This window comes from Paraburkholderia phosphatilytica (assembly GCF_003443895.1).
Classification (GTDB): domain Bacteria; phylum Pseudomonadota; class Gammaproteobacteria; order Burkholderiales; family Burkholderiaceae; genus Paraburkholderia; species Paraburkholderia phosphatilytica.
This window is the reverse complement of record NZ_QQOA01000004.1, coordinates 140227-153096: the sequence shown is the minus strand read 5'-3', so window position 1 is coordinate 153096 and position 12870 is coordinate 140227. Positions and strand designations below refer to the sequence as shown.

The following is a 12870-nucleotide window of genomic DNA, read 5'->3' as shown; positions in this document are numbered from 1 at the left end:
ACATTTGAAGTTAAGATAGCACAAGTGTTCAGGCGTCAACCTGACTTTTTCACTGCAGGAGCCGAGGTTGCAGAAAGCGACTGTTTCCCCCGAGAGCATCGAGAACGACGAGCAGAATCCGGCGCGGCGCCTGCGTTTGCGCGCGGCGTGGATGTACTTCGTCGAAGAGATGACGCAGAACGAAATCGCGCTGAAGCTGGGCGTCGGGCGCGTGACTGTCGTGCGTCTGCTCGCGGCCGCGCGCGAGCGCAACGAGGTGAAGATCACGATCGGCGATCGCCTCGCTGAATGCGTCGAGGCGGAGCGTCTGCTCGAGCGCCGCTACGGCGTCGAGGAAGCGATCGTCGTGCCGCTGTCCGGACGCGGCGCCGATGCGACCGGCCCGGTGGCGGCCGCGGCGGGCGCGTACGTGTCCTCGCTCGTGCGGCCGAACATGCACATCGGCGTGGGCTGGGGCCGCACGCTCGTCAGCGCGCTCGCGTTCATGAGCGAGCGCACCGTGGAGAATCTTTCGGTGGTGTCGCTGCTGGGCGGCATCATGAAGGCGCGCAAGTTCAACCCCGCCGAATTCGCGTGGCGCTTCGCGTCGCTGTTCCAGGCGGACTGCTACCTGATGCCGGCGCCGATCGTCGTCGATAGTGCCGAGACACGGCAGACGCTGATCGAACACTGCGGTCTCGACGACCTGTTCGAGCTCGCGAAGTCGCTCGACGCGGTGCTGTTCAGCGCCGCGAGTCTCGCGCAGGACCAGACCGCGCATCAGTCGAAGATCATCTCCGCGGCGGACCGCGCGTCGCTGCTCAAGGCGGGCGCCGTCGGCGACGTGATGTTCAACTTCTTCGATGCGCGCGGCGAACTGGTCGATCATCCGATCAACGAACGCGTGATGACGATCCCGCTCGACATCATCCGCAAGGTGCCGATCCGCGTGATGGCCGCAGGCGGCGCGAGCAAGGTGCAGGCGATTGCCGGCGCGCTGAAGCTCCTGAAGCCGACGGTGCTGATCACCGATGAATTCACCGCGCGCGACGTGTTGAAGCTCGCCGGCGAAGGCTGAGCGCATAGCAACACAGGGCGGCTCTGGCTCCGGCCAGCGCCAGTCCCGTTTCCTCTGGCGATCCACGTTCATCGCAATCTTTATCTTCATGAATCCCTCAGCTCGGCGCGGGTCGATCCCCGTGTCGGCGCTTCCTGTCCCATTCAGCTTCCGTAACGCGTAGCACGTAGCGTGCGGGCATTCGTCCGCCGAATCCTGCTTCCTTCCGCCGCGAGCCTCGCCAGACGGCCGTCCGCGCGGTCCGCTGCACATCCTCATCGCACTGCCAGCTCCCGCGTCGCACCCACACGCCAGGGTTTGTCCCGACCCAGAAACGCGCTTTTCGGCCGCGTTCAATCTTGTCTCTGGCGTGAACAAAGTGCTATTGTGAAATACAAATGTGCTTGACTCGACACGATAGCACACCGAGGCGACGACGCCCGTCCAGACCTTCCTGCGCGTTTTCGCGCCGCAATTCAGGAGACATGCCAATGCACAACATCACCCCCAGCGGTCTTGCCGCCGACCTCGAAAAGCGCGCTGCGTCCGGGCGTCCGATCCGTATCGGCCTGATCGGCAGCGGAGAGATGGGCACCGATATCGTGACGCAGGTGCGGCAGATGCATGGCCTCGAAATCGGCGCGATCGCCGATCTGCGGCCCGAAGCCGCGTGCGCGGCGGTGCGCACCGCGCGCGGCTCGGATGGCGGTTACCGGATGGCGGACACCCGCAGCGCGCTGGAGCAGGCGATCGGCGCCGGCGACATCGCGATTACGCAGGATCCCGAAGCAGTCTGCACGAGCGAACTGATCGACGTCGTGATCGACGCGACCGGCAAGCCCGCGGTCGGCGCGCAGATCGGCCTGCTCGCGATGGAGCACGGCAAGCATCTCGTGATGATGAACGTCGAGGCGGACGTGACGATCGGCGCGTACCTGCGGCGTGAGGCGGAGCGGCTCGGCGTCGTGTATTCGCTGGGCGCGGGCGACGAACCGAGCTCGACGATCGAGCTGATCCAGTTCGTCAGCGCACTCGGCTATCCGATCGTCGCGGCGGGCAAGGGCAAGAACAACCCGCTCAACATCGAGGCTACGCCCGATCTGTACATGGAAGAAGCGCGTCGCCGCAACATGAATCCGCGCATGCTGGTGGAGTTCGTCGACGGTTCGAAGACCGCCGTGGAGATGGCCGCGATCGGCAACGCAACCGGTCTCGTGCCGGATATCCCCGGCATGCACGGCCCGTCCGCGACGCTCGACGAGCTGCACAAGGTGCTGTGTCCGCGCGAGGACGGCGGCGTGCTGTCGCGCAAAGGCGTGGTCGACTACACGATCGGCAAGGGCGTGGCACCGGGCGTGTTCGTCGTTGCGGAGCTGGCGCATCCGCGGCTGCGCGAGCGCATGGAAGACCTGAAGCTCGGCGAAGGCCCGTACTACACGTTTTACCGACCGTATCACCTGACGAGCCTCGAAGTGCCGCTCACCTGCGCGCGCGCCGTGCTCTATCACCGCGCGGACATGGAGCCGCTGCCGGTGCCGGTCGCCGAAGTGTGCGCGGTCGCGAAGAAGGATCTGCAGCCGGGCGAACGGCTCGATGCGATCGGCGAATACACGTACCGCGCGTGGGCGATGACGGTGAGCGATGCGCGCGAGCAGGGCGCGATTCCGTGCGGGCTGATCGAGAACGGCAAGGTCACGCAGCCGATCCGTCGCGGCGAACTGCTGACGTATCGCAACTGCGCGGTGGATGCTGGCGCGCAGATTGTCGCGCTGCGCCGCAAGCAGGACGAGATGGTCTACGGCGCGGCGCAGCAAGCCGCGGCCGCGTAACCCGCTGCCTGGAGGAGACAAGTACATGGAGCAGGCAATGGATATGCCGACGAGACCCGTCGCCGCAATGCCCGCCGTGTTTCGCCGGCATGACGCGGCCACGCTGCGCGCGGCGCTGCGCCGCATGGTGCTGGTGCGCCGCTTCGAGGAAAACGCCGAGCAGGCTTATATGCGCGGCCTGATTCACGGCACGATGCATCTTTCTATCGGGCAGGAAGCAAGCGCGATCGGCGCGACGCTGCCGCTGCTCGATACCGACTACATCACGTCGACGCATCGCGGTCACGGTCACTGCATCGGCAAGGGCGCGGACCCGAAGCGGATGTTCGCCGAATTCTTCGGCAAGGAAACCGGCTACTGCCGTGGCCGCGGCGGCTCGATGCACATCGCGGACGTGAGCCGCGGCAATCTGGGCGCGAACGGCATCGTCGGCGGCGGGTTGCCGATCGCCGTCGGCGCGGCGCTGTCGGTGAAGAAGCAGCGCCGCAACAGCGTCGTGATGTGCTTCTTCGGCGATGGCGCGAACAACGAAGGCGCGTTCCACGAGTCGCTGAACTTCGCGTCGATCTGGAAGCTGCCGGTGATCTTCGTGTGCGAGAACAATCGCTACGGGATGTCGATGTCGGTCGAGCGTTCGACGGCCGTCGCGCACATCGCGCAACGTGCGATTGCGTACGACATTCCCGGCGTCACGGTGGACGGCAACAGCTTCGTGGACGTGCTCGACGCGAGCGAAACGGCGGTGGAGCGTGCGCGCAAAGGCGAGGGGCCGACGCTGATCGAATGCGAAACGTACCGGCTGCGCGGCCACTCGAAGAGCGATCGCAACCGCTATCGCACGCGCGAGGAAATCGACGACTGGAGCGCCCGCGATCCGATCGGACGGCTCGAACACGAGCTGCAGCAGTACGGCCTGCTCGACGCCGCCGCGATCGCCGCGATTCGCGATGAAGTGGAAGCGGAGATCGCAGCCGGACTCGAGTTCGCGCAGCAGAGCCCGGCGCCGTCGCGCGACGAACTGACCCGCTACGTCTATGCGCCGGACGGCGCGTCGGCAGCAACCGGAACAACCCACGCGACCCCGCCCACGGAGAACGCACGATGAGCGCGGAAGCCACTCTCGAGAAGCCGCAGCAGCAAGCGACGACGGAAGTGCGCGAGCTGACCTATGCGCAGGCGATCCAGGAAGCGATGGCGATCGCGATGGAGCGCGACGAGCGTGTGTTCCTGATGGGCGAGGACATCGGCGTGTACGGCGGCGCGTTCCAGGTCACGGGCGATCTGTACCAGCGCTTCGGCGCGGACCGTGTGATGGACACGCCGATCTCCGAGCTGGGCGGCGCGGGCGTCGCGATCGGCGCGGCGATGACCGGCTCGCGACCCATCTATGAGTTCCAGTTCTCCGACTTCGCGACGCTCGCGATGGAGCAGATCGTCAACCAGGCCGCGAAGATGCGTTTCATGCTGGGCGGCGAAGCGTCGGTGCCGGTGGTGATGCGGTTTCCGGCGGGCTCGGGCACGGGCGCCGCGGCGCAGCACAGCCAGAGTCTCGAAGCGTGGTTCGCACATGTGCCGGGGCTGAAGGTGCTGCAGCCCAGCACGCCGCACGATGCGAAGGGGCTCCTGCTCGCCGCGCTCGAAGATCCGGACCCGGTGATGATCTTTGAGCACAAACTGCTGTACAAGACGAAGGGCCCGGTGCCCGAGGGCTATTACACCGAGCCGATCGGCCGGGCGGCGGTGCGCCGCGCGGGCCGCGACGTGACGATCGTCGGTACGTCGATGATGGCGGTGCGCGCGCTCGAAGCGGCGAAGGTGCTGGAGCAGGAAGGGATCGATGCCGAGGTGATCGACCTGCGCTCGATCCGCCCGATCGATCGCGACGCGATCATCGCGAGCATCCGCAAGACCTCGCGCCTGATCTGCGTGTACGAAGGCGTGCAGCAGCTGGGCGTGGGCGCGGAAGTCGCGTCGATCGCGTGCGAGAGCGAAGCGTTCGACTATCTCGACGCGCCGGTGATCCGCCTGGGCGGTGCGGACTGTCCGTTGCCGTACAACCCCGATCTCGAAAAAGCCGCGGTGCCGCAGCTCGACGACATCGTCGCGGCGGCGCGGCGCAGCGTGTCCAGGAGAGCGTGAGATGCCGACCGAAGTCATTCTGCCGCGCGTCGACATGGACATGACGGAAGGTTCGATCGCCGCATGGCGTGTGAGCGAGGGCGACGAGGTCCGCGAAGGGACGGTGATCTTCGAGATCGAGACCAGCAAGGCGACGATGGAAGTCGATGCGCCTGCGAGCGGCATCATCCGGCAGATCAGCGCGCCGGTTGGCACGACGGTGCCGGTCGGGACCGCGGTCGCGTGGATCTATGCGGCGGGCGAGGCGGTGCAGGAACGGCCGGGTGCGGGTGGCGGTGGTGCTGCCGAGGAAGCTACGCAGGAGAGGGCACAACCCCAAACCGAGACGGAAACCGAAGCGCGCGCAACGAACCCCGGCGCCGCAGCGCGAAACGACGACGAACCCGTGCGTGCCACGCCGGCCGCTCGCCGGCTCGCGCGCGAACGCGGCCTGCAGCTGGTGAGTATCGCGGGCTCGGGTCCGCAGGGACGCATCGCCGCTCAGGACGTGCTGCGGATGGCCTACGCCGGTGGCGCATCAACGAACGGGGCCGAGGCGGAGGCCACGCTCGCGGGCGAACATGACGCACTGCACACCGTGTGGCTGCAGCGCGGCAGCGGCGACACGCAGGTGCTGCTGCATGGCTTCGCCGCGGAATCGAACAGCTGGCGGCCGTTCGCGCAGGCGTTGAAGCGACTGACGGGCGAACGCCTGAGCCTGCTCGCGATCGACCTGCCCGCGCACGGCAAATCGCCCGACACAGCGGCGGGCTCGCTCGAATCGATGGTGGCGGCGGTCGAACGCACGCTGCTGGCCGAGGGCATCAAGCAGTGCCATCTGGTCGGCCATTCGTTCGGCGGAGCGATTGCGCTCGCAACGGCGGCATCGTCCACGCGGGTGAGCGTGCGTTCGCTCGCGCTGTTCGCACCAGCCGGGCTCGGCCCCGAGAGCAACGGCGCGTTTTTGCGCGGCGTCACGCAGGCATCGCGCCGCGCGAGTCTCGCGCCGTGGCTGCGCCAGCTGTTCGCGGACCCATCGAAGATGGACGAGGGCTTTGTCGCGACGGCCGCACAGCAGCTGGAGCGCGCCGACGTGCGCGAGCGTCTCGCGGCGGTGGCGGACAGGTTCTTCCCCGATGGCACGCAATGCCTCGATCTGCGCGACCGGCTCGCCGCGCTGACGATGCCGGTGCGGATCGTGTGGGGCCTGCAGGATCGCATCCTGCCCGCGCGTCACGCGGATGGCGTGCCGGGCCGGATCGCGGTGCATCGCTTCGCCGGTGTCGGCCATCTGCCGCAGGTCGAAGCTCAGGATGACGTCGCGCGGCTCGTGCTCGCGAACATGGCCGGTGCAGATACCGAGAGCAGAGGCGGACATGCCGCGATAGGATGACGGCGACAAAGCGAACGGAACCCGCCGACTGGCGTTTTCCCGAATGTCGCAAGGAGTGAACAATTGTATTATTAGAGTACAAGATGTTCAGGATGTCTGACCAGAGAGTCCGTCATCGCGCTGCTCCTCCCGGCGCACCTGTGGACGGCAACTCCGGCGGATCATGGAGACAGGTATGGACTATGTGCGCGGTGCGTTGCTCGCCCTGGCGGTGTTCTGGACGCTGCAACTGATCGGTTCCTGGTATCAGATGCGCCGCTACGGCGACGCGGTCCGCGATGCGGCGCGTAGCTGGCAGGGCGGCTTTCTCGGTGTGGGCGCATGCAAGGTGCGCCTCGGCCGCGGCGCGGTGGCGATCGTCGTGCTCTCCGACGACCTGCATGTGCGCCAGTTCCAGAGCATGTCCGGCTTCACGGTGTTCAGCCGCTTCCGTCCGCATGACGGCTTCGACGGACTCTCCATCAACGAATTCGCCGCGCGGCTGAAGACCTCGCGTTTGCGCCGCAGCATCGCGCAGGCCGGCACCGACGCGCTCGAACGCGCGCGCCGCGCCGCCGAAGCGCCCGCCTGATCCACCGATTTCCGTCAGTGCCGTACCTGTAGTTTCAGGTTCCGCGTGGCCGGCCGGTTGACGCCTCGTGGAGCGTTTCGCGATCGCTTCGCTTCCTCATGGGCACCCTCAAGGGAGATACGCCATGTTCGTCCTGGATTGGCTCACACACGTCGCAGAAGGGTTCATCGGCATCTTCAATGCCGGCGGCAAGACGTTTATCGGTTTCGTCACGGGCATCCTGCCCACGCTGATCGTGCTGTTGACCGCGGTGTACACGATCATCGCGCTCGTCGGCGAGCATCGCATTCAGGGGCTCGCGCGCTTCTTCTCGAAGAACGTCGTCACGCGTTACACGCTGCTGCCGCTGCTCGCGATGTTCTTCCTCACGAACCCGATGGCGTACACGTTCGGCGTGTTTCTCGAAGAGAAGCACAAGCCCGCGTTCTACGATTCGGCGGTGTCGCTGTGTCACCCGATCACCGGGCTCTTTCCGCACTGCAACCCCGGCGAGCTGTTCGTGTGGCTCGGCGTGGCGGCGGGGCTGACCAAGCTCGCGGAAAGCCATCCGTTGCCGTTCACCATCCCCAAGCTTGCTCTCTACTATCTGATCGTCGGTCTCGTCGTGAACCTGCTGAAAGGCATCGTCACCGAGTGGTTGACGAAGATGCTCGCGCATCGCGAGCACATCGAACTGTGATTCGACCGTAGACGGAGAGGAGACCCGCCATGGACACGAGAGCTTATCGGACCGTCAAGGTCGAACGGGGCCCCAACGGATGGGGCGGCCCGCTGTACATCCAGCCGACAGCGGAACGCAACAAGATCGTCGCCGTGACCGGCGGCAGCATGCCCGAGGTCGCGAAGCGCCTCGCCGAACTGACGGGCGGCGTGCTCGTCGACGGCTTCCGCGCGCCGCCGCTCGAATCGGAGATGGCCGCGGTGGTGATCGACTGCGGTGGCACCGCGCGCTGCGGCGTGTATCCGCGCAAGCGCATTCCCACCATCAACCTGACCGCGGTCGGGCAGTCGGGCCCACTCGCGCAGTTCATCACGGAAGACACGTACGTGTCCGGCGTGACGACCGAGAGCCTGACGGCCGTCGAAGGTGCGGGCGCACCAGCGCCGGCCGCGCCCGCGGCCAGCAGCGCGCAGCAGTTCGCGTCGCCGGCGGCGGCCGCCGCGGCACTCGGCACGCCGGACTCGTCGCAGGCATCGCGCGGCATCGTTGGCTTCATTACGTCGATCGGCCGTGCGATGGGCGGCGTCGTCAACGTGCTGTTCAACAGCGGCCGCAAGGCGATCGATACGGTGATCCGCAACGTGCTGCCGTTCATGGCGTTCGTGACGATGCTGATCGGCGTGATCAACTCGACCGGCATCGGCACGGGCTTCGCGCACCTGCTGTCGCCGCTCGCGGGCAACATCATCGGCCTGATCGTGCTGTCGGCGATCTGCGGGCTGCCGTTCCTGTCGCCGGTGCTCGGCCCGGGCGCGGTGATCGCGCAGGTGATCGGCGCGGCGATCATCGGACCGGCGATCGGCAACGGCACGATCCCGCCGCAGATGGCGCTGCCCGCGCTGTTCGCGTACGACACCCAGGTGGGCTGCGACTTCGTGCCGGTCGGTATGGCGCTCGGCGAAGCGAAGCCGGAGACGATCCGTATCGGCGTGCCGGCGGTGCTGATCAGCCGGCAGATCATGGGACCGATCTCGGTGCTGATTGCGTGGGTCGTCAGCTTCGCGCTGTGATTCCGCTTCGGTTCCGCTTCGACTCGATAGTTAGATAACCGCTTCAACATCGGACTTTCTCATGCATTACTACAGGACAGTGATTTCCGAAGTGGGACCCGAGGTGCAGGACCTGCTCGAAGGTGGCGTGCTGATTCTCTACGCGGACGGCGCGCCGCCGGAGCTCGCCGAGGTGTCAGTGTTGCATCGGGTCGAAGCGGCAGAGCAGCGGGCGCCGCGGGTCGGCGCGCAGTTGCGCATCGGCGAGGTCAGCTCGTTCGTGACGGCGGTCGGGCCGACCGCCTGGAACAAGGTGAGCGAACTCGGTCACGTCGTGATCAATTTCAACGGCTCGCCCGCCGCGGAACGGCCCGGTGAAATCTGCACGCAGCCAGTCGATCCGGCCGCGCTGCTCGCGTGCATCCGCAGCGGCGCGGTGATCGAGATCGTCGATCAGTAGAGGGTGAGGGCATTGCTGGTGTTTTGCGTTGCGCGTTGCGACCCCGCGTTTTGAGGAAGGACCTGACATGCTGGAAACCGCTGTTGTCGTCAAAGTAAACGAGGGGCTGCACGCGCGTCCCGCGACCCAGTTCGCGAAGCTCGCGAAGGAGTTCTCGTGCTCGTTGCAGGTGGTCCGCGGCGCGAACAGCGCGGATGCGAAGAGCGCGGTCAAGCTGATGCTGCTCGGGGTGCGGCAGGACGACCAGATCCTGCTGCGCGCGGACGGCTCGGACGAGAGCGATGCGATGCAACGGCTGTTCGCGTTCCTGTCGGAGCCATCGTCGGGCGTGGCCGCTGCGGGTGAGAAGGGCGCTGCGGGCGTCGCCACAGGTTTGGCGATCGTGACGAACCTGCCTTCGAGCGCAAATTCGGGCGTTGCGGCGAAGGCGGCGCTGGAGGAAGCATCGATCGCGGCGGCGCGCGTAGCGCAGAGTGACGTGACTGTCGCGGCGGTGGCGGTGGATGCCGATGGCGACGTGACGCGCGCGGCGGCGCTTACTGCTACCGCTACTGCGCAGCCGGGCGCAGCCGTCGTGACCAAAGCGGCTTCGGCGAGCGATGCGACCGACACCGCAGGCACCGATGACCTCGTGTCGAGCAAAGGCGTGGCCGCGAGCGAAGGCCTCGCATGCGGGGACGCGTTCATCTATCTGCCGGAAGAACTGCGTGCCACGCGGCAGTTCATTTCGCCGGACGAAGTGGATGGCGAACTCGTCCGCTTCGCCACCGCGTTTCGCGAGGCGATCGCGGCGCTCGACGCATCGGGCGCCGCGATGGGACAGCACGACGACATCGTCGAAGCGCTGTCGGACGTCGCGCAGAGCGAGGAGTTTTCCGGCGCGGTGAAGCAGCGCATCGCGTCCGGCTGGGATGCCGCGGCGGCCACGTTACAGGTGGGCGAGGACCTCGCGGCATCGTTCGCCGCGCTGGACGACGAATACCTGCGCAGCCGCGCCGACGACGTGCGCGGCATCACGCGCCAGGTGGCGCTGCGTCTGCTCGGCAAGGAAGATGTGAGCCTCGCGAATCTGGCGCGGCCGTGTATCGTGCTCGCGACGGACCTCACCGCGCTCGACTTCGCGCGGGCCAACGTCGCGAACATTGCGGGGCTCGTCTGCACGAAGGGCAGTGCGACGTCGCATCTCGCGATCATGGCGCGCGCGCACGGCATTCCGACCGTGCTCGGCCTGCCCGTCACGGAAGCGCGCATGCGCGATGTGGCGCACGTCGCGCTCGACGGCGGACGCGGTCAGGTGTGGTTCGATCCGCCGCCGCAGCTGGAACAGGAATTCGCCGCGCGCATCGAAGCGGAGCGCGAGAAGCGCGCGGAGCTCGGCAAGTATCGCGACATCGAACCGGTTACGCGAGACGGCCGGCACGTCGACATTGCCGCGAACCTGGGTGCGCTCGCGGAGATCGATGCGGCGCAGGCGGCCGGCGCGATGGGCGTTGGCCTGTTCCGCACCGAGCTGCTGTTCATGGATCGCCGCACGCTGCCCGACGAGGACGAGCAGTATCACGTGTACAGCCAGCTCGCGAAGGCCTTCGCGCCGCGCGCGGTGGTGATCCGCACGCTCGACGTCGGCGGCGACAAGCCGGTGCCGGGCATCGCGTTTCCGCAGGAGGACAACCCGTTCCTCGGCTGGCGCGGCGTGCGGATGTGTCTCGATCGCCTCGACGTGTTCGAGCCGCAACTGCGCGCGCTGCTGCGTGCCGCCGCCGACGGCAACGTGCACGTGATGCTGCCGATGATCGACGACCTCGACGAGATCCATCGCGTGAAGGCGCTGATTGCGAGCTGCGCCGCGGAACTCGCGCGCGAAGGCGTGCGGTATGCGATGCCGAAGCTCGGCATCATGGTGGAGACGCCGGCCGCGGCGCTGACTGCGGACCTGCTTGCGCCGGAGGTCGATTTCTTCTCGATCGGCACCAACGATCTGACGCAATACGTGATGGCGGTGGACCGCGTCAATCCGAACCTCGCGTCGCTGTACCGCGCCGATCATCCAGCCGTGCTGCGCGCGATCGGCATGGTGTGCGAGGCGGCGAAAAAGGCGGCCATCAGCGTGGCGGTATGCGGGGAGGCCGCCGCGCGGCCGGAGATGATTCCGCTGCTGGTCAACCTGGGTGTAAACGAGCTGAGCATGAGCCCGTCGTCGGTGCTGCGGGCGAAGAAGATCGTCAGCGAGTTGTGAGGGGCGGTTTTTGCTGGCCGGAAAATGACAAAGGCGCCTTCGTGAGGCGCCTTTGTCGTTGCTGCAGTTGCCGAGCCGCTTACTTCTTCTCTTCCTTGATCTGCGGCAGCGCCGACGATTCGCCCGGCGCGAGCAGGCCAACCTGCGAGTAGATGCGCAGCTTGTCGCGCGTATCCGTGATGTCGAGATTGCGCATGGTCAGCTGGCCGATCCGGTCGCGCGGCGAGAACGTCGACGCGACCTTCTCCATCGACAGACGCTCCGGCTGATACGTGAGGTTCGGCGACTTCGTGCTGAGGATCGAGTAGTCGTTGCCGCGGCGCAGTTCGATCGTCACTTCGCCGGTGATCGCGCGCGCAACCCAGCGCTGCGCCGTTTCGCGCAGCATGATGGCCTGCGGGTCGAACCAGCGGCCCTGATACAGCAGGCGGCCGAGACGACGGCCGTTCTCGCGGTATTGCTCGATCGTGTCTTCGTTATGGATGCCGGTGACGAGACGCTCGTACGCGATGTACAGCAGCGCGAGACCCGGGGCTTCGTAGATGCCGCGGCTCTTCGCTTCGATAATGCGGTTTTCGATCTGGTCGCTCATGCCGAGACCGTGACGGCCGCCGATGCGGTTCGCTTCCAGCAGCAGTTCGACCACGTTCGGGAAGGTTTTGCCGTTCAGCGCGACCGGCTGGCCTTCCTCGAAGCGGACCGTGATTTCTTCCTTCGCGACCGGTACGTCGTCGCGCCAGAACGCGACGCCCATGATCGGGTTCACGATCTTGATGCCGCTTTCCAGGCTTTCGAGGTCCTTCGCCTCATGCGTGGCGCCGAGCAGGTTCGAGTCCGTCGAATAGGCCTTTTCCGCCGACATCTTGTACGCGAAGCCCGACTGGCGCATGAACTCCGACATTTCGGCGCGGCCGCCGAGTTCGTCGATGAACTGCTGGTCGAGCCACGGCTTGTAGATCTTGAGGTCCGGGTTCACGAGCAGACCGTAGCGGTAGAAGCGCTCGATGTCGTTGCCCTTGTACGTGCTGCCGTCACCCCAGATGTTGACGCCGTCTTCCTTCATCGCGGCGACCAGCATCGTGCCCGTGACCGCGCGGCCGAGCGGCGTGGTGTTGAAGTACGTGACGCCGGCAGTGGAGACGTGGAACGCGCCGCTTTGCAGCGCCGCGATGCCTTCGGCGACGAGCTGCGCGCGGCAGTCGATCAGGCGCGCACCCGCGGCGCCGTATTCGGTGGCGCGGCGCGGGATCGAGTCGTAGTCGTCTTCATCGGGCTGGCCGAGGTTGGCGGTGTAGGCGTACGGAATCGCGCCTTTCTGCTTCATCCAGTGCAGCGCGGCGCTGGTATCGAGGCCGCCGGAGAACGCAATGCCGACCTTCTGGCCGGTCGGGAGACTTTCGAGGATCGTGGTCATGAGAAAAACCGGTAGGTGAATCCTTGGGATGGGGGTGATTTTAGCATCGTGGGCGGTTGCGGCGCGGCGGGCGGGTGTTGTGGGCTATCGGGCGGACGGCCCT

The 12870-nt window shown here is 66.6% G+C and carries 11 protein-coding genes; 10 read left to right on the top strand and 1 reads right to left on the bottom strand.

Annotated elements, in window-relative coordinates:
* Window positions 1-67: 67 nt before the first annotated feature.
* The 10 genes from DVS29_RS05940 to ptsP all read left to right on the top strand — a co-directional run bounded on the left by DVS29_RS05940 (window position 68) and on the right by ptsP (window position 11353).
* Entirely contained in the window at window positions 68-1057 is a 990-nt protein-coding gene (locus tag DVS29_RS05940) for a sugar-binding transcriptional regulator (protein ID WP_205962408.1), read from the top strand.
* A gap of 470 nt (window positions 1058-1527) precedes the next feature.
* Complete coding sequence (locus DVS29_RS05935) at window positions 1528-2865, top strand: NAD(P)H-dependent oxidoreductase (protein ID WP_205962407.1); 1338 nt, start codon at window positions 1528-1530, stop codon at window positions 2863-2865.
* 37 nt (window positions 2866-2902) lie between these two features.
* The gene (locus tag DVS29_RS05930) at window positions 2903-3970 is read left to right on the top strand and encodes a thiamine pyrophosphate-dependent dehydrogenase E1 component subunit alpha (RefSeq protein ID WP_240655484.1); all 1068 of its coding nucleotides are present in this window, start codon (window positions 2903-2905) and stop codon (window positions 3968-3970) included.
* Window positions 3967-5004, top strand: coding sequence for an alpha-ketoacid dehydrogenase subunit beta (locus tag DVS29_RS05925; RefSeq protein WP_118179492.1), 1038 nt, complete (start codon window positions 3967-3969; stop codon window positions 5002-5004). Before DVS29_RS05930 ends, DVS29_RS05925 begins: the two co-directional genes overlap by 4 nt.
* 1 nt (window position 5005) lies before the next feature.
* Window positions 5006-6376, top strand: coding sequence for an acetoin dehydrogenase dihydrolipoyllysine-residue acetyltransferase subunit (locus DVS29_RS05920; RefSeq protein WP_118179491.1), 1371 nt, complete (start codon window positions 5006-5008; stop codon window positions 6374-6376).
* Between the two features lie 175 nt (window positions 6377-6551).
* Window positions 6552-6947 (top strand): transcriptional regulator GutM, encoded by a 396-nt coding sequence (locus DVS29_RS05915; RefSeq protein ID WP_164707850.1) that lies wholly within the window; start codon window positions 6552-6554, stop codon window positions 6945-6947.
* Window positions 6948-7071: 124 nt separating this feature from the next.
* Window positions 7072-7626, top strand: a complete 555-nt coding sequence (srlA, locus tag DVS29_RS05910) for a PTS glucitol/sorbitol transporter subunit IIC (RefSeq protein WP_164707849.1) — start codon at window positions 7072-7074, stop codon at window positions 7624-7626.
* 29 nt (window positions 7627-7655) lie between these two features.
* Window positions 7656-8678, top strand: coding sequence for a PTS glucitol/sorbitol transporter subunit IIB (gene srlE / locus DVS29_RS05905; RefSeq protein ID WP_118179489.1), 1023 nt, complete (start codon window positions 7656-7658; stop codon window positions 8676-8678).
* A 61-nt stretch (window positions 8679-8739) separates the two neighbouring features.
* On the top strand, window positions 8740-9117 hold the full coding sequence (locus DVS29_RS05900) for a PTS glucitol/sorbitol transporter subunit IIA (protein ID WP_118179488.1): 378 nt from the start codon (window positions 8740-8742) through the stop codon (window positions 9115-9117).
* Between the two features lie 67 nt (window positions 9118-9184).
* Window positions 9185-11353 (top strand): phosphoenolpyruvate--protein phosphotransferase, encoded by a 2169-nt coding sequence (gene ptsP, locus DVS29_RS05895; RefSeq protein ID WP_118179487.1) that lies wholly within the window; start codon window positions 9185-9187, stop codon window positions 11351-11353.
* A 79-nt stretch (window positions 11354-11432) separates the two neighbouring features.
* Here ptsP and argG read toward each other — a convergent pair whose 3' ends face one another.
* Complete coding sequence (gene argG / locus DVS29_RS05890) at window positions 11433-12767, bottom strand: argininosuccinate synthase (protein ID WP_118179486.1); 1335 nt, start codon at window positions 12765-12767, stop codon at window positions 11433-11435.
* Window positions 12768-12870 lie beyond the last annotated feature (103 nt).